The organism is Hyphomonas sediminis (assembly GCF_019679475.1).
GTDB classification, from domain to species: Bacteria; Pseudomonadota; Alphaproteobacteria; order Caulobacterales; family Hyphomonadaceae; genus Hyphomonas; species Hyphomonas sediminis.
This window is the reverse complement of sequence record NZ_JAIEZP010000001.1, coordinates 144554-167812: the sequence shown is the minus strand read 5'-3', so window position 1 is coordinate 167812 and position 23259 is coordinate 144554. Positions and strand designations below refer to the sequence as shown.

General features: G+C 64.2%; 18 protein-coding genes. 13 read left to right on the top strand and 5 right to left on the bottom strand.

The window, feature by feature from the left end; all coding sequences use genetic code 11:
* Positions 1 to 76 precede the first annotated feature (76 nt).
* Both K1X12_RS00795 and clpB read left to right on the top strand, forming a co-directional pair.
* On the top strand, positions 77 to 811 hold the full coding sequence (locus tag K1X12_RS00795; RefSeq protein WP_220985740.1) for a DUF4167 domain-containing protein: 735 nt from the start codon (positions 77 to 79) through the stop codon (positions 809 to 811).
* A 194-nt stretch (positions 812 to 1005) separates the two neighbouring features.
* Positions 1006 to 3624, top strand: coding sequence for an ATP-dependent chaperone ClpB (gene clpB, locus K1X12_RS00790; protein ID WP_220985739.1), 2619 nt, complete (start codon positions 1006 to 1008; stop codon positions 3622 to 3624).
* Between the two features lie 42 nt (positions 3625 to 3666).
* Here clpB and K1X12_RS00785 read toward each other — a convergent pair whose 3' ends face one another.
* Both K1X12_RS00785 and K1X12_RS00780 read right to left on the bottom strand, forming a co-directional pair.
* On the bottom strand, positions 3667 to 5043 hold the full coding sequence (locus K1X12_RS00785; protein ID WP_220985738.1) for a M23 family metallopeptidase: 1377 nt from the start codon (positions 5041 to 5043) through the stop codon (positions 3667 to 3669).
* A gap of 121 nt (positions 5044 to 5164) precedes the next feature.
* A complete protein-coding gene (locus K1X12_RS00780; protein ID WP_220985737.1) occupies positions 5165 to 6535 on the bottom strand; it encodes a M23 family metallopeptidase in 1371 nt (456 codons plus the stop codon).
* A gap of 252 nt (positions 6536 to 6787) precedes the next feature.
* Here K1X12_RS00780 and K1X12_RS00775 point away from each other — a divergent pair, with 252 nt between their 5' ends.
* From K1X12_RS00775 to K1X12_RS00730, 10 genes are all read left to right on the top strand, one after another.
* Positions 6788 to 10045: an intermembrane phospholipid transport protein YdbH family protein gene (locus K1X12_RS00775; protein ID WP_220985736.1), complete on the top strand. Its 3258-nt coding sequence runs from the start codon at positions 6788 to 6790 to the stop codon at positions 10043 to 10045.
* Between the two features lie 76 nt (positions 10046 to 10121).
* Positions 10122 to 10313, top strand: coding sequence for a YnbE family lipoprotein (locus tag K1X12_RS00770; protein WP_220985735.1), 192 nt, complete (start codon positions 10122 to 10124; stop codon positions 10311 to 10313).
* Positions 10314 to 10337: 24 nt separating this feature from the next.
* Positions 10338 to 10682, top strand: coding sequence for a YdbL family probable chaperone protein (locus K1X12_RS00765; RefSeq protein WP_220985734.1), 345 nt, complete (start codon positions 10338 to 10340; stop codon positions 10680 to 10682).
* Positions 10683 to 10853: 171 nt separating this feature from the next.
* A complete protein-coding gene (locus K1X12_RS00760) occupies positions 10854 to 11084 on the top strand; it encodes a hypothetical protein (protein WP_220985733.1) in 231 nt (76 codons plus the stop codon).
* Between the two features lie 100 nt (positions 11085 to 11184).
* Positions 11185 to 11832, top strand: coding sequence for a histidine phosphotransferase family protein (locus K1X12_RS00755; RefSeq protein WP_220985732.1), 648 nt, complete (start codon positions 11185 to 11187; stop codon positions 11830 to 11832).
* 90 nt (positions 11833 to 11922) lie between these two features.
* Positions 11923 to 12288 carry a response regulator gene (locus K1X12_RS00750; protein ID WP_220985731.1) on the top strand — a complete coding sequence of 122 codons (366 nt, stop codon included), beginning with the start codon at positions 11923 to 11925 and terminating at the stop codon, positions 12286 to 12288.
* Positions 12289 to 12357: 69 nt separating this feature from the next.
* Entirely contained in the window at positions 12358 to 13194 is an 837-nt protein-coding gene (locus K1X12_RS00745) for a CheR family methyltransferase (RefSeq protein WP_220985730.1), read from the top strand.
* A gap of 153 nt (positions 13195 to 13347) precedes the next feature.
* On the top strand, positions 13348 to 14958 hold the full coding sequence (locus K1X12_RS00740) for a SulP family inorganic anion transporter (protein ID WP_439649730.1): 1611 nt from the start codon (positions 13348 to 13350) through the stop codon (positions 14956 to 14958).
* An 85-nt stretch (positions 14959 to 15043) separates the two neighbouring features.
* Positions 15044 to 16228, top strand: coding sequence for a tRNA 2-thiouridine(34) synthase MnmA (gene mnmA, locus K1X12_RS00735; protein WP_220985728.1), 1185 nt, complete (start codon positions 15044 to 15046; stop codon positions 16226 to 16228).
* Positions 16228 to 16779, top strand: coding sequence for a chloramphenicol phosphotransferase CPT family protein (locus K1X12_RS00730; RefSeq protein WP_220985727.1), 552 nt, complete (start codon positions 16228 to 16230; stop codon positions 16777 to 16779). Before mnmA ends, K1X12_RS00730 begins: the two co-directional genes overlap by 1 nt.
* 1 nt (position 16780) lies before the next feature.
* Here the strand turns inward: K1X12_RS00730 and K1X12_RS00725 are convergent, their stop codons facing one another.
* The 3 genes from K1X12_RS00725 to carB all read right to left on the bottom strand — a co-directional run bounded on the left by K1X12_RS00725 (position 16781) and on the right by carB (position 21719).
* Complete coding sequence (locus tag K1X12_RS00725) at positions 16781 to 17845, bottom strand: mitochondrial fission ELM1 family protein (protein WP_220985726.1); 1065 nt, start codon at positions 17843 to 17845, stop codon at positions 16781 to 16783.
* A 51-nt stretch (positions 17846 to 17896) separates the two neighbouring features.
* Positions 17897 to 18370, bottom strand: coding sequence for a transcription elongation factor GreA (gene greA, locus K1X12_RS00720; RefSeq protein WP_220985725.1), 474 nt, complete (start codon positions 18368 to 18370; stop codon positions 17897 to 17899).
* Between the two features lie 70 nt (positions 18371 to 18440).
* Complete coding sequence (gene carB, locus K1X12_RS00715; RefSeq protein ID WP_220985724.1) at positions 18441 to 21719, bottom strand: carbamoyl-phosphate synthase large subunit; 3279 nt, start codon at positions 21717 to 21719, stop codon at positions 18441 to 18443.
* Between the two features lie 359 nt (positions 21720 to 22078).
* Between carB and K1X12_RS00710 the strand changes: the two genes are divergently transcribed.
* A complete protein-coding gene (locus tag K1X12_RS00710; protein WP_220985723.1) occupies positions 22079 to 23257 on the top strand; it encodes a hypothetical protein in 1179 nt (392 codons plus the stop codon).
* Positions 23258 to 23259: the final 2 nt, after the last annotated feature.

The following is a 23259-nucleotide window of genomic DNA, read 5'->3' as shown; positions in this document are numbered from 1 at the left end:
TGCGAGCAGAAGCTGATGGGTCTGAAACCTGCCAGCCGGTGATCGCAAACAGATTTGTTTATACAGGATACACCGAATGAAACGCTCACGCGGGCGCAACAGACGCTCAGGCGGCAATCCGCAGAACGCTTTCAACAACCCGAACCGTCACTATGAGAGCGTCGGTCCGGATGTAAAAATTCGTGGTTCTGCTCAGCAGGTGCTTGAGAAATACCTCCAGTATGCCCGCGACGCGCAGACCAGCGGCGACCGCATTCTCTCTGAAGCGTATTTCCAGTTCGCTGAGCATTACCAGCGGATCGTGGCCAAGCAGCAGGAAGCCCGCGTCCAGCAACAGGGCCAGAACCAGAACCGTCATGGCGGCGACCGGCGCGACGACCGCGACAACCGCCCCAACGGGGACCGGGACTATCGCGGCAATCAGCCCTCTGAAGGCGCCGATATGGGTGAGGAAGATGCCGGCGAAGCCGTCGTCGTGTCCACCGCTCCGCGCCATGAAGAGGAAGATGACGGCGCCGATTCGCTCCGTGTGATCGACTCCTCCGATGAGGATGAAGGCAGCGCCGTTTCCGAAGAAGATGACGAGGCAACCGCCGAAGAAGCCGCCCCCGATACGCGTGAGCGCGGAGACCGGGGCAGCCGCAATCGCCGCAAGCCTTATCGCGCCCGTGAAGAGCGCGCCCCGCGCCAGAAAGAGCCGAAGGAAGACACCTCGGCTGGCTCGGAAACCGAAGGCGTGATGAAGACCCTGTCGCGTGGCCGCCGCCGTGCGTCCAGCGAGGAAGCCACCTCGGCCGAGACGACCGATTGATCCACCCTGCCGCCTTCGGGCGGCACTAGGTAGAATTACTGCGACGCCCCGCCTTACCCGGCGGGGCGTTTCGTTTTGCCGGTAGGCGCTTGCAGCTTTCGCCCTCCATTCCCACATTCCGGATAACGGAACGGCTGCCGCTGAGCGGGGCTGGGCCAGAAGACTGAAATCTGCCTCAAGAAGGGGATGACCACATGAATCTTGAACAATACACCGAACGCGCCCGCGCCATTGTCCAGGGCGCCCAAACGGCGGCCCTTGCTGCCGGAAACCAGGTCCTCGCGCCTGCCCATATCCTCAAAGCGCTGCTTGAAGATCGTGACCAGCTCGCGGTCAATCTCGTGCGTGCTGCCGGCGGCCGTCCCGAGCTTGCCATCCAGGGCGTTGACGCCGCGCTTGCCCGTCTGCCGAAAGTGTCCGGCGCCGGGGCAGGTGGCCTCCGCCTCGAACAATCCGGCGCAAAGCTTTTCCAGGAAGCCGAAGCCGGCGCCAAGAAAGCCGGTGACAGCTTCGTCACTGCCGAGCGTCTCCTGCTCGCCATCGCCGGTCTCACCGGTGATCCGGCTGCCGAGGCGCTGAAAGTCGCCGGCGTCACGCCAAAGGCCATCGAGGGCGCCATCGACCAGCTCCGCCAGGGCCGCACAGCAGACAGTCAGAACGCGGAAGAAGGCTACGAAGCCCTCAAGAAATATGCGCGCGACCTCACCAAGGATGCGCGCGAAGGCAAGCTTGATCCGGTCATTGGCCGCGACGAGGAAATCCGCCGCACGATCCAGGTTCTCTCGCGCCGCTCCAAGAATAATCCGGTGCTCATCGGTGAACCCGGCGTTGGCAAGACGGCCATTGTCGAGGGCCTCGCCCTGCGCATCATCAATGGCGATGTGCCCGAAAGCCTGAAGGACAAACGCCTCCTCGCGCTCGACATGGGCGCGCTGATCGCTGGCGCTAAATTCCGCGGTGAGTTTGAAGAACGCCTCAAAGCCGTGCTGAACGAAGTCCAGCAGGCCGATGGGGGAATCGTCCTTTTCATCGACGAGATGCACACCCTTGTCGGCGCCGGAAAGTCCGATGGCGCGATGGACGCGTCCAACCTGCTGAAGCCCGCGCTTGCCCGCGGGGAGCTACACTGCGTCGGCGCCACCACGCTGGACGAATACCGCAAATATGTCGAAGGCGATCCGGCGCTCGCCCGCCGCTTCATGGCGGTCTATGTCGATGAGCCGACGGTGGAAGACACAATCTCGATCCTCCGGGGTCTGAAGGGCCGCTACGAGGCCCACCATGGCGTGCGCATTTCCGACGCCGCCATCGTCTCCGCCGCCACCCTGTCGAACCGTTACATCACAGACCGGTTCCTGCCGGATAAAGCCATCGACCTGATGGACGAAGCCGCCTCGCGCCTTCGCATGCAGGTCGACTCCAAGCCTGAGGAACTCGACGAGATCGACCGCCGCCTGCTGCAGCTGAAGATCGAAGCCGAAGCCCTCAAGAAGGAGAAGGACACCGCCTCGCAGGACCGCCTGAAAACGCTTGAGACTGACATTGCCGGCCTCGAAACCCGCTCGCGCGAGCTGACAACCGCCTGGAGCGCGGAGAAGGATAAGCTGAAAGGTGCTGCCTCGGCCAAGGAAAAGCTCGACCGGGCTTATTCCGACATGGCCGAAGCCCAACGCCAGGGCGACCTTGCCAGGGCCTCGGAGCTGAAATTTGCCACCATCCCCCAGCTTGAGAAACTGATCGCGGAAACTGAGAGCAAAGGCGACGCCGAAGGCGGCCTTGTCTCAGAAGTCGTCCGCCCAGAGCATATCGCCGGGGTCGTCTCCAAATGGACCGGCATCCCCGTCGACAAGATGATGGAAGGCGAGCGCGAAAAGCTGCTGCGGATGGAAGAGGCGCTGATCAAACGTGTCGTCGGCCAGCCCGACGCGCTCGTGGCCGTTTCCAACGCCGTGCGCCGCGCGCGGGCGGGCTTGCAGGACCCCAACCGTCCCATCGGCTCATTCCTGTTTGTCGGCCCCACGGGTGTGGGTAAGACGGAGCTGACCAAGGCGCTCGCCGAATTCATGTTCGACGATGACACCGCCATCCTGCGGCTCGACATGTCGGAATTCTCGGAGAAACACTCCGTCGCCAGACTGATCGGCGCGCCTCCGGGCTATGTCGGTTATGATGAGGGCGGCGTACTCACCGAGGCTGTCCGCCGCCGGCCCTATCAGGTCGTCCTGTTCGACGAGGTGGAGAAGGCCCATCCGGACCTCTTCAACACGCTCCTGCAGGTGCTCGATGATGGCCGCCTCACCGATGGCCAGGGCCGCACGGTGGACTTCAAGAACACGATCATCATCATGACCTCGAACCTCGGCGCCGACGCGCTGGCGAGCGGGGAAGAGGGGGACGTGTCCGAAGAAGCCCGCGAACATGTCATGTCGGCCATCCGCCGGCACTTCCGTCCGGAGTTCATCAACCGGATCGATGAGATCGTCTTCTTCAAGCGGCTTGGCCGCGGTGAGATCGACCATATCGTCGATATCCAGATGAGCCGCCTCGAGAAGCTGCTGAAGGACCGGAAGATGAAGCTGGACCTCAGCCTCGACGCCCGCAACTGGCTGGCGGCGCGCGGCTATGATCCGGTCTATGGCGCGCGCCCGCTGAAGCGCGTGATCCAGAAGGAACTGCAAGACCCGCTCGCGCGGCTGCTGCTGGAAGGCCGCATCCTGGATGGCGAAACCATCCATGTCGGTGTCGAAAACGGCGTCCTCGCCATCAATGGCGTCCCGAACGACTTCGCCAAGGGCCGCGCCGCGCTCAACTAAGCGGACGGTAAGAAAATCCGTAAACGGAAATTGCCCCGGTGCCTATGGCGCCGGGGCGCTTGCTATCCGGGTAGCTGTCGTGCTCGTTGCGGCCAGTAGCGGCGCGCTGGAGGACTGGTTGCGGAACGTGTCGATCGTGTCGCGCTGCGCTTCAAAGGCGGCAAACACACCCTTGCTGACAGAAAGATCGCGTCCCGTCGGCAGGGCCAGCGTCACCGGGTTCACATAGAAGCCGTTGCGCAGGATTTCGTAATGCAGGTGCGATCCGGTGCTGGAGCCGGTCGAGCCGACATAGCCGATCGTGTCGCCGCGCATCACCGTGCGGCCAGGCGTCAGCCCTTCGGCAAAGCCGGACATGTGCGCATAAACCGTTTCATAGCCGCGCTCGTGCCGAATGCGGACAAACCAGCCATAGCCTTCGCCCCAGCGCATATCGGTCACCATGCCCGAGCCCGCGGCCCGGATCGGCGTGCCGGTTGGGGCAGGGAAGTCGATGCCGGCATGCAACAGCATTTCGCCCGTGATCGGATGGACGCGGTTTCCAAAGCCGGAATTCACCACCGCGCCGCGCACAGGATCGCGCAGCAGGAATTCGTCGCCCGCAATGCCGCTACGGCTGTAAAACTCCGGAAGACCGGTATCTTCCGGCGTGAACCGGTACCAGCTGCCGGATGCCTGCTGGCCATTGAACGCGGCAAAGACGAGGTCGCCCGCTTCCAGAAAATTGCCCCGCTCATCGGCAACCATTTCGATCACCGCATCAAAGCGCTCGCCCTTGCGCCCGCCTTTGCCCAGCGTCGCGTCTTCGGGGAAGAGGCCGGCAAACATGTCGGCATTCTGGCGTGATCCGCCGCCGGCGATGATGGCGTCGGCCAGCGTGGTGTCGATGCGGCCCGCCACGCGGTGCAGCACAGTCGTCGTACGCGCAGACAGCAGGTTGGCCTGGAAGCTGCCATCGGCGCGCCGGGAAGCCACCAGCGTCGCTGTCGGGCTGACCTTGGCGCTGACCCCTGCCAGCCGGTCTGCGCCATTGGCACCGGTCTCAAACCAGGCCGAAAGCGGCGTACCCGCGCGCAGGCGTTGTCCCTTGGCCGGTGAGGCCTGGCGCAGCGCGACAGCAGCAGCGGCCGCATCATCCGGATTGGCGCCCAGCACTTCCAGCACGTCCATGGTCGAGACACTGGCCGTCACCGTCCCGGTCCGGGTCACGGTGTCGGCCTCTCCGGCTTCGGCACGCAGGTCGTTGAAGGAGAGCAGCCCGCCTGCCTTCAGCGGCTCGGGGTGTGCCCGCACCAGCAGGAAAAGCGCAAGAATAACAAGGATAACGGCGATGCCCGCCACACGCTCAATCAGGCGCGGTGAGACATCCAGCCGCCGGACAGCGACAGGAATGCGAGGCGGCTTGCGCGTCTTTTTCATGTCCATCTCCCATCCTGGGCCCGGCAAGGGGCGAGGTCTGGCAGGGACAAAGCAAGAAGGGGACCAGAATCGCTCCTGAGGAGAGATTCTTCAGCAGCTGTTCCCGCTAAGGGTTAGGCTTTCAGGGGCTTACAGCGACTTCGGCGCGTGCCAGCTGGGCCATTGGGCCGTTGCCGCCCCGGCGCAGAACATCGATGCTGTCCTTGTAGCTCGTGAACTCGGCAAGCATTGCCGGATCTTCCGCCAGCTTCCGCCCGGTCGGCAGTTTCAACGACATCGCGTTCACCGGCTTGCCATCGACATACACCTCATAATGCAGGTGGGGGCCGGTGGAGGCGCCGGTCGAGCCGACATAGCCGATCACCTCGCCCTGGCGTACTTTCATGCCGGGCTTCAGGCCCTTGGCATAGCGCGAGAGGTGCGCGTACGCCGTGTCATACCCGCGCGTATGCCTGATCTTGATGAAGTTGCCATAGCCGCCATTCCAGCTGGCGCGCTGCACAGTGCCCGAGCCGGCGGCATAGACTGGTGTGCCCGTTGGGGCGGCAAAGTCGGTGCCCTTGTGCAGGCGGGTATAGCCCGAGATCGGATGGCGCCGTGTGCCGAAGCTTGAAGAGATGCGGGCGCCGTTGATCGGCGTCTTCATCAGGAATTTCGTGGCGCTCTCGCCCTTCTCGTCGAAATAGTCGGCCACGCCGTCATCGCTGGGCGTGTAGCGATAGAAGCCGCGCTTCAGCGCCTTCCCGTCGAGCGCCGCATACAGCACCTCGCCATTGCGCACCGGGGTGCCGCGTTCATCCACAAAGGTTTCAAAGAAGATCTCAAACCGGTCGCCGGGGTGAATTTCCCGTTGGAAGTCAATGTCATAGGCAAAGGCGCTGGCAAAATCGACCACCTGCTGATCGTCCGCGCCCAGCTTCAGGGCGGCGTTATAGATCGATCCGTCGATTTCTGCTTCCACGCGCTTGTAGCTGGGCGTCAGTTTCGCGTTCAGCTCGGTGGCTTGCCACCCGCCTTCCAGCGTGCGCGTCACCAGCAGGCTGCGGCCAGCATCTGCCTTGATCGACAGCGCCGTCAGGTGCCCGTCGGAAACGAAGGTCTCCGCTTCCAGGCCGGGCCGCAGGCGGCGATGGTCGATCAGGTCTTTGCTGTAAACGGCCTGCAGCGCGGCATTCGCTTCGCCCGCTGGCGCCCCCAGCCGGGTCACAAGGCCCGTCAGTGTTTCATTCCGCTTCAGCTTGCCATCCGCCTTGATCAACGGCGCCGGGGCGTCCGTCATGTCGATCGCGGAAACCAGCCGCGCCGCCAGGGGCAGCGGCGTTGCCGCCTCGGCGGTCTGCAGGATGGGGGAGGTCGGCCGCCCGGCCATCACAAGGCCGGCAATGGCGGAGGCTGAGCCAAGAACGCCCAGCACAATCAGGCTTTTCATGCCTTGGGAGAGACCATTTTTCGGCCGCTGGGCCGGAGAGAGATGGGCTTCGTCCTGGGTCAAGTCGGTATCCTGTCTTCTGACGCCCCCGGCCCTTCCGGCCAGCCTGAAAGTTCAGCGCCCTATTTTCGTCTCCTGATCAACTTAAGGATTCGAGAAGTTGGAGCGCCTGAATTACATGCCACTTTAGGACTTTATGGCGTAGTAGAAGCAAGAAGCAAGCCGGTCGGATCATTGAAACCTGTCGACTCTACCGAGATGAAACGCCTCTCAGGAGAGGCGTCCCCTCGCCAGCGCGTCTGGCCGAGAAGGTTAATGTACGGCTCGGCTATTCTGCTCGCAGCGTCGTCTGGCCTTGTCTGGTTACTGCGAAAACCTATCGCTGAGGGCGCCCTGGAGGCCTGGTGCGCCGAGCGCGATCTGACGTGCGACGCCCGGTTCACGCGCATCGGCCTTGGCGGCGCCACGCTCACGGGCGTGCGCATCAGCTCGGGCGCCGATGTCCCGGCAGAGGCTGACGAGGTTGTCGCGCGCCTCTCCTGGCCGCGCCTGTTCACGCCCCGCATAGACGGCATTTCCATCGCCGGCCTTGAAATGCGCGGCACGCTCGATCCCTCTGGCCTCAAATTCTACGGGCTTGAACGCCTCGCCGCGCCGTCGGGCGGCGGGGGTGGGGAAGCCCCGCCGATCGACATCCGCGACGCCCGCATTTACCTGCAGACCCCCTTTGGCCCTGCGGCGGCGACCTTGAATGTCTCCGGCCAGTTGCCGTCTGACGCGACCGCCTCGCTGGCGCTCGATCCGGCCCGCCTGTCGCTCGGCAATGCGCGCATGGTTCTGGGCGAAGCGCTGCTCAAGGCGCGCATCGAGGATGGCGAAGTCACCGGCGAGCTGCGCCTGGCGTCCGACAGCGCCGAAACGCCGAACTATTCCGCACGCGGTTTCAGCCTTGCGGCAGAGGCGGCTTTCCCGCTGGACGGGGAAGGGGCCTCCTCACTCGAATGGTCCGCCCGCCTTGCCAGCGGCGCGGCGCCGGAGGCCAGTGTCGCGGCCCTGCGCTCGCGTGGCCGCGCGGAGTTCAGTGTCCTGCCGGATATGACCTCCGACAGCCTCCTCAGCGCGCTGACGCTCGCCGTTGCCGAAGTGGAGTTCGACAGCGCCGAGGCCTCCGGCTGGTCGATTGGCAACACAGCCTTCAATACCGAGCTTGAAGGCAAGGGTGGCAATGTTCAGGGGCCTGTCTCGCTGGAAGCGGCCTCCCTGTCAGGCGCGCCGGGCCGGGCGGAAGAGCTGCGCCTCGCCGGCGATCTCACGCGCACAGCTGACGCGCGCGCTGCCTTCACCGGCGGCGTCCAGCTCAATGGCACCACGCTGACGAATGACGCCATCGCGCCTGCGACCAACGCCCTGAAACTGCCCGGCGTGCTGGAGGCCCACGGCGCCCAGCTTTCCGGCGCGCTCAGCCGCGCCGCGAAGGATTTCGACACGGCCTTCGGCCTGCAGGCAAATCTCGGCCCCGGCGGTCTGGTGATCGAGGCCGATGGCCCCTCGGCCCTTGCTGCCGCGTCCGGCTTTCGTCTGGAGGCGGATGGTCCGGAGGATGGCGCCTGGCTGCGTGTCCAGCAGGGGCAGGTTTCAATGAATGGCCGCCTCAGCCTCTCGGGTGGCGGCGCGCCAAACCTGATCGCCAATCTGGGACAGGCCCGGCTTACGCGCGAAACACTGGCGCTGGAAGGGGCTTCGATTGATCTGGCCCCCTGGTCTGCCGGCGGGCGCACGATTTCTGCCAGGCTCAGCGCGCTCGATTTCAGCGGCGCCGCCGAAGGCTTCGAGGCCAAAGGGCAGGGCGATTTCACCCTCACCGGAGAGCTCGAAGGTGTCACGCTGGAACACGCACGTCTTTCCGGCGGTCTCAGCGCCGTGCGGGATGAAACCGGCCTGCGCGTTCAGGCCGATGGCGCGCCATGCCTGGCGTTTGCCTCCGGCGCCATCACCAGCGGCGGCATCACCGTGCCGCGCGCCGATCTCAACATCTGCCCCGTGGACGGACGGTTCATCCGCCAGGGCAGGGTTCTGGGCGGCGCGGCCCGTCTCGGCGATGTCGATATTCCGCTCGCGTTTTCGGGCGGCACGGGCACGGTCGGCCTGAAGGGGGCGATGGTGGATTGGACGGCGGACAAAGGCTTCTCCTTCCTCGTCAGCGCCGATACGCTCAGTATGCCGATGACGCTGGGTGAAAATACGCTCACCATCGACAGCGGCGCCCCTGAAGTGCGCATCGAAACCGGCGCCGGCCCGGTGCTGATCAGGGCCGGCCTCGGCCAGACGCAGTTTGGCGGCGGCATGATCCCGGCCAATGTCTCGGCCCGGCATTTCGGCTTTACCGGCACCAGCGCGCCCGGCGGCCTCTCGGGCGATGTCGAGGCGCGCGGCGTGCGCATTGCCGATAATCTGGAAGATGCCGTCTACCAGCCTGTGGTGGGCGATTTTGCAGGCCGTATCGAAGGCCAGCGCCTTGTCGCGTCCGGTCCTTTCCGCATAGAAGCCACCGGTACGCCGGTTGCGCGCGCCGACGCCTCGATTGATATCTTCGATCTCAAAGGCACGGCGAACATCACGTCTGAGAGGCTGGTCTTCATTCCGGGCGGCTTCCAGCCCACGATGATTTCCCAGCGCCTCGTCGGTCTTTTCACCGCCGCCGAGGGCGAGTTTACCGGCGAAGCGGCCTTCACCATCGATGGCGGCGATATTCAGGGCACGGCCGATCTATCCGTGCTCGATTTCGGCTTCCAGACGACCCGGCTCGGCCGCGTCGGCGGGATCACCGGCAGTGTCCGCTTCAACGACCTGATGAAGCTCACCACGGCGGACAACCAGCAGATCGCCATCGCCAGCGTCAATCCGGGCGTGCCCTTCTCCGATGGCAAGGTCGCCTTCAGCCTTGAGAATGGAGAGGTGCTCCATCTCTCCTCGGTCACCTTCCCCTTTGCCGGGGGCGAGCTGGCGCTCGCGCCGATGGACTGGTCGCTTCAGGGCAGCACGCCTCAGCGCGTCGAAGTCACCGCCAGCCGCATCGGCCTCACCCAGCTGATCGAAGTGCTGAAGCTGCCGGACACGGCCGCTGAAGGTACGGTCAGCGGGTCGTTCCCGGTCGAATTTTCGCCCACCTCTGTCATCGTCCGCGACGCGCGCCTGCGCGCCGATGAGGGCGGGCGCCTTTCCTATACAGGCGGCGCGGTCAATGCGGCGGCGGAGAATGATCCGACTGCCTCGCTGGCCTTCAACGCCCTGCGCGATCTTGAGTTCTACGTGCTGGAAGTAGGCCTGAGCGGCGATCTCGCTGGCCAGATGCAGGCCGATGTCGTTCTGGCGGGCCGCAATATCCGCTCGCTCCCGGTCACCAATGGGCTCACCATGCCGCCCGGCCAGGCCTTCGAGTTCAATATGGGCTTCAACCTGCCGCTCGCTCAGCTGATCGAGCAGGGCCTGCAGGCGGCCAACGCCCAGGCCGTCATCGATCTTGTCTCACAGGCGGAAGGGGAGGTCGGCAATGCCCTGCCTGAACCTGAATGACAGGCAACACCAGCTTCGATTGACGTTAAGCGCGGGCATGTCATTCTGCCGCAGGTAATTTGAGGAGTTCCGCCTTATGAGGTTACAGCCAGTCATCCTTGCCGCAGCGGGGGCCATCGCGCTCGCGGCATGCACACACACCATCAAGCTCGAACCCTCGGACAAGCCGATCAAGATCGACCTCAATGTGAACATCACGCAGGAAGTTCGCATCAAGCTCGACCGCGAAGTGTCCGAGCTGATCGACGATAACCCTGACCTGTTCTGAGCAGCGGACCCTGGGGAGACCAACATGACCATTTTTCGTACCCTGATCCTGAGCCTCGTTCTTGTCTTCGGCGGCCTCGCCTATGCGCAGGGCGGCGGTGACCCGCAGATCGAGGCAGCCCGTTCGTCGGGCGTCATCGGTGAGCGTATCGACGGCTATCTTGGCGTCGTCAGCTCGGCGGACGCCGATGTCACCCGCAAGGTGCAGGACATCAACAACCGCCGCCGCGCTCTCTATGAGAAAACCGCGAGCGAGACCGGCACCACGGTTCAGCAGGTCGCCCGCATCGCCGGCGAGAAACAGCTCGCCCAGCGGGTCAAGGCCGGTGAGTATTACATGGACGAGTCCGGCACCTGGAAACAGAAGTAAGCTGGCGTCCGGCCCCGCCGGAATGAGATTGGCCCCGGATGGCGAAAGCTGTCCGGGGCTTGTCTTTCAGGGTGTCATTCTTGTGCCCGCCATGGCACGAAGTGTCCCTGAACTGATCCGATCTGTCCCTGTTTGTCCGCTTTTGTCCTCAAAAATACACAGTCTGTCCCCATGTCGCTTCGTCTTGTCTTCTGGATTCTCGGCGCCTTCGCCGCCCTCGGCCTCATCCTCTGGGGCATCACCTATTTGTGGGAGGGCCTCGGGAGCGATGTCAGCGGCCATGGCTGGTTTGCCTATATTCTCGGCGGGGTGATGACCCTCGGCCTGTCGTTTGGCCTGTTCCTGCTGACATTCCACAGCGCCCGTCACGGGCATGATGATATCGATACCCCCGGAAAGTGAAGCCGGCTGGCCGTTACGAGAGTGTCATCGGTCGTTTATTGACAGGTCCGGCGGCTCACCTGATCCTGCAGCATAAGCTGAGACAACACGGGCTGAACCAATGAACCTAGATCATGCGCGCTTCGCCGCGTATCTTTCCGCGCGGCTCTGTCACGACATCGTCTCTCCGGCGGCGACCATGTCCCTGTCGCTGGAAATGCTCGACAGCCCCGGCAGTGCTGAGGAGAAGGAGCATTCCGAGCGCACTTTGCGGGAAGGGGCGCACGGGGTCACCGCCACGCTGCAATTCCTTCGCTATGCCTTCGGCTCCATGGGCCTGCAGGCAGGCACAGCCGATATTCACCAGTTCAAGAAGCTGACGGAAGACTATCTCCGCTTCCAGAAGCCCAGCATCGACTGGGATCTGGGCACCGCAGAGCTCTCCTTCGGCGAAGCCCGCCTGATCATGAACCTCATCATGACGGCGCTGACGGCCACCGTCCGCGGCGGTGTCATCCAGGTCACCGTGCGTGAGGAAGCCGGCGTCAAGACGATCTCGCTGACCTGCCGGGGCGACCGTCTGAAGCTCAAGGAAGACGTGGTCAAAGGCCTCAAGGGGGATGAGCCCGAGCATGGCTGGCGCCCGGAAAACATCCAGCCGCTGTTCGCCAAGCTTACCTGCGATGGCCTCGGCGGCACGCTCAGCGCCCGCCAGACCGCTGACGGATCAGTGGTTTTCATGGCCAGCGGGATCAAGTCCCAGGGCTAGGTCGGCGCGCCGGTCAGATTTTGTTAACGCGCTTCAGGCAGGCATGTGGCTGAATAGCCGCGTCCTGCCATTTCCGGAGCCAGACCGCCCATGCGCACCTGCCTGATCGTCGATGATTCCCGCGTGGTCCGCAAAGTGGCCTCCCGCATCGTGCGCGACCTTGGCTTCTCGGTCACGGAGGCCGGAGACGGCGCTGAAGCGCTGAAAATGTGCCGGGAATCCATGCCGGACGCCGTGATCCTGGACTGGAACATGCCGACCATGAACGGCATCGACTTCCTGCGCGCCCTGCGCCGGGAAGAGGGCGGCAAGGTGCCGCGTGTTGTGTTCTGCTCGATTGAAAATGATCCCGAACACATCAATGAAGCCCTGCGCTCCGGGGCGGATGAATTCATCATGAAACCATTTGATGCAGACATCCTGGAGAGCAAATTCGCAGAAGTCGGGCTGATCTGAAGCCTTTCTTAATAAAAAGCGGCCTAACGGTAACCTTTGGGGCCGCCGCGCCTCGCGGCGGAGCAGGATATGCAGGAGACGGTCTTCAACGCGCTCGCAGACCTGGCCCTGAAGGCCACAGGTCAGGCGATCCCGCCGTCGCGGGCCTATCTCATGGAAGCGCGTCTGGCCCCGATTGCGCGCCGCGAAGGCTTCGGCACGCTGGCCGACCTCGTCTACTGTATCGAAAACCGCCAGAATCCGGTGTTCCGCACTGAGGTTGCCTCGGCCCTGCTGACGCATGACACCTGGTTCTTCAGGGAACGCCCCGTCTTCGACACGGTGATCAATTCCGTCCTGCCCGAGCGCCTCGCGGCGAGCCCTGCCGGGCGCCTGCGCGTCTGGTGTGCCGGCGGCAGCTCGGGCCAGGAAGCCTATTCCCTCGCGATGATGCTGGAAGACGAGCCCGGCTCCAGCCTGCGCAGCGCCAAGATCGAGATCCTCTCGACCGATTTCTGCAAGTATTCGACCGAGAAAGCCCGTCTGGGCATCTACAATCACTACGAAGCCCAGCGCGGCCTCTCCATTTTCCGCCTGATGAAACACTTCGACCGGATGGACAGTGGCGACTGGCAGGCAAACGAGACGCTCCGTTCCCGTGTCAGCTTCCGCCAGCACAATCTGATGGAAAGCGCTTCGGGCCTCGGCAAGTTCGATCTCATCCTCTGCCGCCATGTCCTCTCGGGCATGTCCAAGGCCGCCCGTATGCGCGTCGCCGAAGTGCTGGCCGCCCAGATGGCGCCGGGCGCGGTTGTGTTGCTCGGGGAGGGGGAATCCTTCCAGGGCCTCACAAACCTGCTGGAACCCGCCCGCGACATCCGCCAGGGCTGGGTCGCCGCCGGCACCGCCAACCGCGTCGCAGCTTGATCCAGACATAGGCGGCACGGGCCGGCATGCCGGCCCATTGCAGCCCCGACATTGCAATGCAGCTTCAGTCCGGTAATGCGGCCCCTCAAGGGTCAGCAGTTGGGGCACGCCATGATCAAGTCAGCCTTCTCGGCATTTGCTGAGCGGATTTCCATGTCCAAATGGGCCGATACGGATTTTGCCCCCAGCTCTCCGGCCCAGTTGAAGACGGACCTGCTCGCCGGGCTCACTGTTGCGCTCGCGCTGGTGCCCGAGGCGGTGGCCTTTGCGTTTGTTGCTGGCGTGGAGCCGCTCTCAGGGCTCTACGCGGCCTTCATCATCTGCCTGATCACGGCGATCTTCGGTGGCCGGCCCGGCATGATCTCCGGCGCCACAGGCGCGTTGGCGGTGGTTGCCGTCGGCCTGGTCCATGATCCGCGCGTCGGGGAGATGGGGCCGCAATATCTCTTCGCTGCCGTCATCCTCATGGGGTTCATGCAGCTGATCGCCGGGGCGCTGCGCCTCGGCAAGTTCATCCGGCTGGTGCCAACGCCGGTGATGCTCGGCTTTGTGAACGGCCTGGCGGTGGTCATCTTCCTCGCCCAGCTTGGCCAGTTCCAGGTGCCGGGCTCTGCCAATCCGAGCGGCCACGGCTTTGCCAATGGTGAATGGCTGCGCGGCACCCAGCTTTACCTGATGCTGGCGCTGACGGGCCTCACCATGCTGATCATCTGGCGCCTGCCCAAGATCACGAAGGCCATCCCGGCGCCGCTGGCAGGCATCGCGGTCGTCGCCGCCATCGTCATCGGCTTCGGGCTGGACGTGCCAAACGTTGGCGACATGGCCTCGGTGAAGGGCGGCCTGCCGCAATTTGCGGTACCGATGGTTCCGTTCAATCTGGAAACCCTCCGGATCATTTTCCCCTACGCCTTCATCATGGCTTCGGTTGGCCTGATCGAAAGCCTGCTGACGCTGAACCTTGTCGGCGAGATTACCGGCCGGAAGGGCGGCGCCTCGCAGGAATGCCTTGCGCAGGGCGGGGCAAACGTCGTCACCGGCTTCTTCGGCGGCATGGGCGGCTGCGCCATGATCGGCCAGTCGATGATCAATGTGAAATCGGGCGGACGCACGCGCGTCTCCGGCATCACCGCGGCGCTGTTGCTGATCACCTTCATCCTCGTCGGCTCACGTTTTATCGAGATGATCCCGCTCGCCGCCCTCGTCGGCGTGATGTTCATGGTCGTGATCGGCACCTTCGCCTGGCAAAGCCTGCGCATCATGCGCCGCATCCCCCGTATGGATGCCTTCGTGATCATCCTCGTGACCTGCGCCACGGTGGCCTATGATCTCGCCACAGCCGTGCTGATCGGCGTCATCGTCTCGGCGCTTGCCTATGCCTGGAACAATGCCCGCCGCATCCGTGTGATCGAGCGCGACAGCGTCCGCGAGCCCGGCGCCCATGTTTATGAAATCGAAGGCCCGCTCTTCTTCGGCTCGACCGATGGCTTTGCAGACCTGTTCCATCCGGCAACCGACCCGGATGTCGTGATCGTGGACTTCCGCCGCTCGCGCGTTGTCGACCAGTCCGCGCTGCAGGCGATCGAGGATCTGGCCGCCCGCTATGAAGCCCATGGCAAGACGCTGCGCCTGCGCCATCTCTCGCCGGACTGCCACAGCCTGCTCAAGAAAGCCGGCCAGCTGGTGGTCGAGCAGGACGATGATCCCGACTATGGCGTCGCCGTGGATTACGGCATCCGCACGGGCGTCTTTTCCGGCGCGCACTGAAGCCCCTCGCATCTGAGGCCATCTTGGCTTATATGGCCCGCTTCCAACCAGCTGCTCCGGGCCTTGAACCCGGTGGGAGTGAGAGATGACCGATACGACCACCACGTGGCCCGAAGGCCGCGTCAATTCCCTTGGATTTGCCAAACCGCCCGCGGAAACCCGCGTTGTCGCTGCCATGTCGGGCGGCGTCGACAGCTCTGTCGTGGCCGCCATGCTGAAAGCTGAAGGCTATGATGTCATCGGCATCACGCTGCAGCTTTACGATCATGGCGCCGCCATCGAGAAGAAAGGCGCCTGCTGCGCGGGCCAAGACATCCACGACGCGCGCAACGTGTCTGACGCGATCGGCATTCCCCATTACGTGCTCGACTACGAATCCCGCTTCCGCGAGCAGGTGATGGAAGACTTTGCCGACACCTACCTGTCAGGCTCCACGCCCATTCCCTGCATCCGCTGCAATCAGACGGTCAAGTTTGCCGATCTCCTCGCCACGGCGAAGGAACTGGGCGCCGATTGCCTGGCGACGGGCCACTATATCCGCCGCATGGACGGCGCCGGCGGGCCGGAGCTTCACCGCGCCCATGACGCCAGCCGCGACCAGTCCTACTTCCTGTTCGCCACCACGCGCGAGCAGCTGGGTTTCCTGCGTTTCCCGCTCGGCGGCCTGCCGAAAACCGAAGTGCGCGAACTGGCCGAAAAGTTCGGCCTGGAAGTCGCGGCCAAGCCCGACAGCCAGGACATCTGCTTCGTGCCCGATGGCTCCTACGCCAAGGTCGTCGAAAAGCTCCGCCCCGGCGCTGGGCGCGGCGGCCAGATCGTGCATCTCGATGGCCGCGTGTTGGGCGGTCATGAAGGCGTGATCCACTACACGATCGGCCAGCGCCGCGGCCTCGGCGTCGCGACGGGCGATCCGCTGTTCGTGGTGAAGATCGACGCGCCCAGCCGCCGGGTCATCGTTGGCCCGCGCGAGGCGCTGATGACGCGCGGCCTGCTGCTGGAAGAACTCAACTGGCTCGGGCAGGGCAGCCTGGAAGAGGCCGCCGCCAATGGCGCGCGCGTGCTCATCCGTGTGCGGTCCACCCGTCCGCCCGTTCCCGGCCGCCTCGGCCTGGAAGATGGCCAGCCGGCCGTGTTCTTCGATGCGCCCGAAGAAGGCGTCGCGCGCGGCCAGGCCGCCGTGCTCTACGATCCGGAAGGCGGCACACGCATCCTCGGCGGCGGCTTCATCGCCCGGCCCCTGCCGGCGGACGAACGCGTGGCAGCGGCCTGATGGCGCGTGTCATCATTCTCAACGGGACCAGTAGCGCGGGCAAGTCATCGCTCGCTCGCGCGCTCCAACTGGTTGCCCGGCGCCCTCTGCTGCATGTTCAGATGGACACCTTCCTCGGCATGCAGCCCCCGCGCATGGACAATCATCCCGATGCGTTCGTGTTCCGCCCCGTCGAGGGCGCAGAGCCGCCCGAGATCGCCATCGACTGCGGCCCCTATGGCCAGCGTGTGTTGGAGGGCATGCGCCGCTCCGTCGCCGCATTGGCGGGCGCGGGGCTTGATCTCGTCGTTGACGATGTCTGGCTCGGCCGGAATGAGCAGCAGGCCTATACAGAGCTGCTGACGGGGCATGATGTGGCCTATGTCGGCGTCCGCGCGTCGCTGGCGGCATGCGAGGCGCGGGAACACGCGCGCGGGGATCGTGACATCGGCCAGACCCGCTGGCAGCATGGTCGCGTGCATCAGGGCGCTCGGTACGATCTGGAAGTCGATACCAGCGACAGCCCGCCCGAAACCGTCGCCCGTCAGATCGCCGAGGCGTTCGGCCTCTAGTTCAGTCGCGCATCCAGTCGGGCGTCACGAAACTGCTGCCGAAATCGGGCGCCGGATACCGCTCCAGCAGCTTCTCGACGATGAGGTCGGCCACCCGGTCTGCCTCGCGCAGTGGTTCATACGTCCACTGATCGAGCTTGCCGGTAAACCAGCGGGCGATGCCCCGGTCGATCAGGCTTTCATGCAGCCGGTCGAACTTCTCCGCCCGGCCGTCCAGCCGCGCAATATGCACCGGCAGTCCATGCCAGGCGGCGTCCGACAGCATGTTGGCGCTGTCTTCGGTCACGATAGCGGCGTTGGAGAAAAGCAGCCAGGCGAGATAGGGGTTCGGCCCGTCCTGCGGCCCCGCCCAGAAGGCCGAGCCGATGTCGCCTGCCATCTGGCGGAAGCGCGCCGCAATCGGCACAGGCGTGCGGCGTGAAGCCGTCAGGCGCAGGCGCCAGCCTTCGGCGGCCAGCCCGCGCAGCTGGTCTTCCAGCCTGTCGGCGGCTGCCTGGGTAAAGGAATGCACCCGCGAATCCCCGCCCAGGATCACGATCGCAGAGCGCTGCGTCTCGTCGGCAAGGTTGGCAAAATTCTGCGCGGCGTCTTCCAGCATCTCCGGGGCGAAATAGGCCGGCGAGCCGACCGTGCGGATCACATTTGGTCCGTCTACGGCGTCATGCTCGGGCACGACCAGAAGGTCGAAATTCGATGGCGCGATATAAGGATCGAGGATCTGCACCGTGAAGGTTTTGCCGTCCGAGGCGCGCCGGGCATATTTCGTCAGCGCTGCCGAGCGCCTTCCCGCCGCGATCCATAGGGTCGGCCAGGGCGGGGCCAGCTGGGCGCGCTGGTCTTTCGGCAGGGCACTGAGGGTTGAGGGCCAGCGGTCTGCCGGCAGCCACCGCCACGGCGCCTTCGGGGTGAAGACCAGCGGCGCCTGCCGGTGGCCTTCACCCGCGATGTGAGCAATGCGCATCCAGCGATGCGTGGCGCCCAGCGCCTGCGTCAGTGCGCGCACCTGCGCGGCGTTGCCGGCGCGGCCATCGGAGACCGCCCAGATAGAGGGGCCGAGGGTGGCCATGCTGGCCGGTCCTTCCGTTAGCCGGCCGTAGGCGGGCCGAAATGGCGGGAATTACTTGTAGACGACCTTGGCGACTTCATAGGCGCGGGCGCCGGCAGGCGCGGCCACTTCGGCCTCGTCGCCTTCTTCCTTGCCGATCAGGGCGCGGGCGATGGGCGAGGTGACCGAGATCTTGCCGCCTTTCACATCCGCCTCGTCTTCGCCGACGATCTTGTAGGTCTGCTCTTCTTCGGTATCGACATCGACGATGGTGACCGTCGCGCCAAAGCGCACTTTCGAGCCCGAAAGCTTGGAGACATCGATCACGTCGGCGCGGGCCAGCTTGTCGTCCAGCTCGCTGATGCGGCCTTCGATGAAGCTCTGCTTCTCCTTGGCCGCGTGATATTCGGCGTTCTCCGAAAGGTCGCCATGCGAGCGGGCTTCGGAAATGGCGGCAATGATACTGGGGCGCTCAACAGACTTGAGCACCTTCAGTTCAGCCTGAAGCGCTGCATGCCCCTCGGCAGTCATCGGAATGCGTTCCATCGTGAGTGTCCCTCATCTTCAGCGGCAAAAACCGTTGTCGCAAAAACTAAGGGCGTCAAGTGGTGGCCAGTCAGGCGCTTTGCAAGGCGCGTACGGAGATTTCTTGTGATTTCATGCTGGCGATGGCTCTAACGGCTGCCAAAGAGGCCGCCAGCGTTGTGAAATAAGGAATTTTCCGCGCCACAGCCGTCCGCCGAATGGACCCGGAATCGGACAGGGAGGCGGCCCCCTCGGTGGTGTTGAACACCAGCTGCACGTCGCCGTTAATCATTGCGTCGACGATATGTGGCTGGCCTTCCAGCACCTTGTTCACGCGCTTGACCGGAATGCCCTGCGATTCGAGGTGGTTGGCCGTGCCACTGGTCGCCAGGATGGTGAAGCCAAGGTCCACCAGGCCGCGGGCGGCCTCTTCTACGGCCTTCTTGTCGCCATCGCGCACGGAGATGAACACGGTGCCCTCAGACGGCAGGCGAATGCCGCCGCCCAGCTGGCTCTTGAGGAAGGCCATGCCGAAATCATCGTCCCAGCCCATCACTTCGCCGGTCGAGCGCATTTCCGGGCCGAGTTGCGGATCAACGCCGGGGAAGCGGGCGAACGGGAAGACGGCTTCCTTGATGGCGATGCGGCGCGGGCGGGCATTGGAAAGGTCGAAGCCCGAAAGCGCTTCGCCTGCCATCACCTTGGCTGCGATACCGGCAATCGGCGCGCCGACGGCCTTGGCCACGAAAGGCACGGTGCGGCTGGCGCGCGGGTTGGCTTCCAGAACGTAGATTTCCTCGCCTTTGACGGCGAACTGGATGTTGATCAGGCCCCGGACGTTCAGCGCCATGGCAAGCGCGCCGGCCTGGTCGCCCAGGCGCTTCTGCATCTCGGCAGACAGCGTGAAGGGCGGCAGGGCGCAGGCGGAGTCGCCCGAGTGTACGCCCGCTTCCTCGATATGCTCCATGATGCCGGCCACATGCACGGTCTTGCCGTCGCACAGGGCGTCAACGTCCACTTCGATGGCGTCGGCCAGATAGCGGTCGATAAACAGCGACGCATCGCCCGAAACCTTCAGGGCCTCGGCAGCGAACTTGCGCAGGTCTTCGTCATTGCGGGCGATTTCCATCGCGCGGCCGCCCAGCACGAAAGAGGGGCGCAGCATGACCGGATAGCCGATCTCGTTCGCCTTCACTTCGGCTTCGGGGACGCTGCGCGCGGTGCGCGAGGGCGCTTGCTGGATGTTCAGCGTGTCGAGCAGGGCGGCGAATTGTTCGCGGTCTTCGGCCAGGTCGATCGATTGCGGGCTTGTGCCGAGGATGGGCACTTGCTCGTCGAACAGCGGGCCTGCCAGCTTCAGCGGGGTCTGGCCACCGAACTGGACGATGACGCCTGCCAGCTCGCCGGAAGACTGCTCCTTGCGGATGATTTCCAGCGTATGCTCGATGGTCAGCGGTTCGAAATACAGGCGGTCAGACGTATCATAGTCCGTGGACACCGTTTCCGGGTTGCAGTTGACCATGATCGATTCAATGCCGAGGTCTTCCATCGCGAAGGCCGCATGGCAGCAGCAATAGTCGAACTCGATGCCCTGGCCGATCCGGTTCGGGCCGCCGCCCAGGATGATCGCCTTCTTGCGCGAAGACGGCATCGCCTCACAGTCGGGCGCGTCCTGACCGAAAGGGGCGTGTTCGTAGGTCGAGTAGAGATAAGGCGTCTTGGCCGCAAACTCGGCCGCGCAGGTGTCGATCCGCTTGTAGACCGGGCGCACGCCCATCATGTGGCGCGTCGTGCGCACGCCGTCCTCGGTATGGCCGGTCAGCTCGGCAAGGCGCTTGTCGGAGAAGCCCTTCGCCTTGATCTCGGTCATCTCTGCCGGCGTTTCCGGCAGGCCGTTCTGGCGGATGGCGTCCTCGGTTTTCACGATGTCTTCAATCTGGCGCAGGAACCAGGGGTCGAACGAGGTGATCGCCTGCACATCGCTGACGCTGAGGCCCATGCGGAAAGCCTGCGCAATCACGCGCAGACGGTCCGGGGACTGAATGCCCAGCGCCTGGCGCAGCGCGGTCTCGTCCTCGAACGGAATTTCATTGAGGCCGGAAAGCCCGGTCTCCAGCGAGCAGAGCGCCTTCTGCAGGCTCTCCTGGAAGCTGCGCCCAATGGCCATCGCCTCGCCCACCGATTTCATCGCGGTGGTCAGTACCGCTTCGGCGCCCTTGTATTTCTCGAAGGCAAAGCGCGGGATCTTGGTGACCACATAGTCGATGGTCGGCTCGAAGGAGGCCGGCGTCACGCCTGTAATGTCATTGTCCAGCTCGTCGAGCGTGTAGCCGACGGCGAGCTTGGCGGCGACCTTGGCAATCGGGAAGCCGGTTGCCTTCGATGCCAGCGCCGAGGAGCGCGACACGCGCGGGTTCATCTCGATGACGACAAGGCGGCCATCTTTCGGGTTCACGGCAAACTGCACGTTCGAGCCGCCCGTCTCCACGCCGATCTCGCGCAGCACCGCGATCGAGGCGTTGCGCATCACCTGGTATTCCTTGTCCGTCAGGGTCAGGGCAGGGGCCACGGTGATGGAGTCGCCGGTATGCACGCCCATCGGGTCGATATTCTCGATCGAGCAGATGATGATGGCATTGTCCGCCTTGTCGCGGACGACCTCCATTTCATACTCTTTCCAGCCGAGCAGGCTTTCGTCGATCAGGATCTGGGCGTTCGGCGAGGCCGCGATGCCCGAACGGCAGATCTCTTCATATTCCTCGATATTGTAGGCGATGCCGCCGCCTGTGCCGCCAAGGGTGAAGGCGGGGCGGATGATCGCCGGCAGGCCGACGGTCTCCAGCGCGTCCATCGCTTCACGCAGGCCCGCCAGGCGGTCATAGCGCTTCGGCTTGCCCGGCTCGGACGGCAGCTCCGGCGAGGAGATGATCGCGGCGCGCGGGTTTTCGAGGCCAAGACGGTCCATCGCCTCGCGGAACAGCTTGCGGTCTTCAGCCATTTCGATGGCCGGGGCCTTCGCGCCGATCAGCTCGACGCCGTATTTTTCCAGGATGCCAGCATAGTGCAGGTCCAGCGCGCAGTTCAGCGCCGTCTGCCCGCCCATCGTCGGCAGCAGGGCGTCGGGGCGCTCGGCCTCGATGATCTTTTCGACCACTTCGGGCAGGATCGGCTCGATATAGGTCGCATCCGCCAGTTCCGGGTCGGTCATGATGGTGGCGGGGTTCGAGTTCACCAGGATCACCCGGTAGCCCTCGGCTTTCAGCGCCTTGACCGCCTGTACGCCGGAATAATCGAACTCGCAGGCCTGGCCGATGATGATCGGGCCGGCGCCAATAACGAGGATTGAGGAGATGTCGGTGCGCTTGGGCATGGGTTTGTGGTCTCCTCACAGGCGGTCAAACGGCTGCCCGATAGCAGGGAGTCGGGCCGGGGGGCAAGGCGCAAGGTGTACGATATACCCCCATACAGGGGGAGGCATCCTGCTTCGGGCGGTGCTACGGGCTGTAGTGAAAGAAATCCAGATGAAACGCTCGCCCTGCGCCGCATTTGTGACCTGCCTTATCGCCGCATGGAGGAGGAGGGGCGGCGGGGAGGCGGAGTGATTTCCTTCGGAACGCTCGGAGGGGGAACAGATCCATGAAGATTATGCCTTTGGCCGGCGCCGCTGAGTCCCTTCATTCCGGAAGTCAAATCAGCGGGGTAGACGCATTCCGCTTCGGGGTGCTGTCCATGCTGGTATTGGCCCTGGCAGGGGGCGTGGCGCGTGCTGAAGATGCCTGCGAGACCGACCACCTCCCGAAGGCGCTGGAGGCCAGCCTGCGGCCAACCAATACGGCCGAGCAGTTCCAGCAGGCTCTGACGGAAATAGACGGGCAGGTCTCGCGCTGCCCTGACCATCCATGGATCAACATGATGGGCGCAGTCATGGACATGCGTGCCTATGATGTCCTGGTCCGCGGCAACAATAACCAGATCAACCAGTCGGCGTTGAACTATCTGGTCCGCGCATACGATCGGTCCAACAAGTATATCGCCGCGCCTGCCGAAAGCCGCGCCGACCGCATTGCTGTCCAGACAGGCTCAGGAAGAGGAAGTCTGACTTACAGCGCTGCGGCTGAAAATCGGAAGGACATCGTCTCCAAGCTCATGACCCTCGCCAGGCTGGGCACCGTGCATCCCTATATCGCGGCTGAAACACCGCCTGCCTGCACAGGCTGGCTGGCCCCGGATTCGCAGACCGTCGGCTATGGTATGGATACAGAGGCGGATCTGATTTTCCGGCCCTTCCTCGATGCTGCGGCAGACGCCTGCAGCGATGACCCGGTCAAGAAAGACGATACGCCCGTTGCCGTCAAAGCCTACGCCTATACCCATCTTGTGCGGACAGGTGGGGTCACCGATCCGGCGCAGGCCGCCGGCTTGCTGCACGCCGCACGAGATGCGCGCGACACCTATCTCTATATGAATGGGGGCCGGTTCGGCATCATACTCTCCAAGATCACTTCAAAAGAGCTCGACGGCCTTTTGCGCAAGCATGGGGTCGATGCGCAGGCCGGTCTCCTGCCGCGGCAGCAGTGGTTTACGGCGGAACACATACGCGGCGAGGAGGTGGCGTTCAGCCTGGCCTGGACGCTCAGTGATACATGGGCAGGCCTCGCCGCCGAGATTGAAGCGGGTGACAAAACGGTCGCGTCTGCAGCCACGGTCTATACCAATTTCGTCTCCGGCATTCTGGCCGAGGGCCGGGAAGCGGGGCTGGAAGGCGAGACGCGCATGGTCATTCTCCATGCCCTGTCCGATGTGCAGGAAAGCCGCGTGCGCACGCACAGGATGGGCGGCTACGACCTGCCTCCCCAGTGGCTGTTTGACGTGCTGAAAAACACCTACGGGCCCCAGAAGGAAGGGTAGCG

What these genes read in the sequence shown, in the direction of transcription:
- K1X12_RS00795 (WP_220985740.1), top strand. Translation starts at nt 77, where the DNA reads ATGAAACGCTCACGCGGGCGCAACAGACGCTCAGGCGGCAATCCGCAG.
- K1X12_RS00785 (WP_220985738.1), bottom strand. Translation starts at nt 5,043, where the DNA reads ATGAAAAAGACGCGCAAGCCGCCTCGCATTCCTGTCGCTGTCCGGCGG.
- K1X12_RS00710 (WP_220985723.1), top strand. Translation starts at nt 22,079, where the DNA reads ATGCTGGTATTGGCCCTGGCAGGGGGCGTGGCGCGTGCTGAAGATGCC.
- greA (WP_220985725.1), bottom strand. Translation starts at nt 18,370, where the DNA reads ATGGAACGCATTCCGATGACTGCCGAGGGGCATGCAGCGCTTCAGGCT.
- K1X12_RS00755 (WP_220985732.1), top strand. Translation starts at nt 11,185, where the DNA reads ATGAACCTAGATCATGCGCGCTTCGCCGCGTATCTTTCCGCGCGGCTC.
- K1X12_RS00765 (WP_220985734.1), top strand. Translation starts at nt 10,338, where the DNA reads ATGACCATTTTTCGTACCCTGATCCTGAGCCTCGTTCTTGTCTTCGGC.
- K1X12_RS00750 (WP_220985731.1), top strand. Translation starts at nt 11,923, where the DNA reads ATGCGCACCTGCCTGATCGTCGATGATTCCCGCGTGGTCCGCAAAGTG.
- K1X12_RS00760 (WP_220985733.1), top strand. Translation starts at nt 10,854, where the DNA reads ATGTCGCTTCGTCTTGTCTTCTGGATTCTCGGCGCCTTCGCCGCCCTC.
- K1X12_RS00775 (WP_220985736.1), top strand. Translation starts at nt 6,788, where the DNA reads ATGTACGGCTCGGCTATTCTGCTCGCAGCGTCGTCTGGCCTTGTCTGG.
- K1X12_RS00770 (WP_220985735.1), top strand. Translation starts at nt 10,122, where the DNA reads ATGAGGTTACAGCCAGTCATCCTTGCCGCAGCGGGGGCCATCGCGCTC.
- K1X12_RS00725 (WP_220985726.1), bottom strand. Translation starts at nt 17,845, where the DNA reads ATGGCCACCCTCGGCCCCTCTATCTGGGCGGTCTCCGATGGCCGCGCC.
- clpB (WP_220985739.1), top strand. Translation starts at nt 1,006, where the DNA reads ATGAATCTTGAACAATACACCGAACGCGCCCGCGCCATTGTCCAGGGC.
- K1X12_RS00730 (WP_220985727.1), top strand. Translation starts at nt 16,228, where the DNA reads ATGGCGCGTGTCATCATTCTCAACGGGACCAGTAGCGCGGGCAAGTCA.
- K1X12_RS00745 (WP_220985730.1), top strand. Translation starts at nt 12,358, where the DNA reads ATGCAGGAGACGGTCTTCAACGCGCTCGCAGACCTGGCCCTGAAGGCC.
- carB (WP_220985724.1), bottom strand. Translation starts at nt 21,719, where the DNA reads ATGCCCAAGCGCACCGACATCTCCTCAATCCTCGTTATTGGCGCCGGC.
- K1X12_RS00740 (WP_439649730.1), top strand. Translation starts at nt 13,348, where the DNA reads ATGTCCAAATGGGCCGATACGGATTTTGCCCCCAGCTCTCCGGCCCAG.
- mnmA (WP_220985728.1), top strand. Translation starts at nt 15,044, where the DNA reads ATGACCGATACGACCACCACGTGGCCCGAAGGCCGCGTCAATTCCCTT.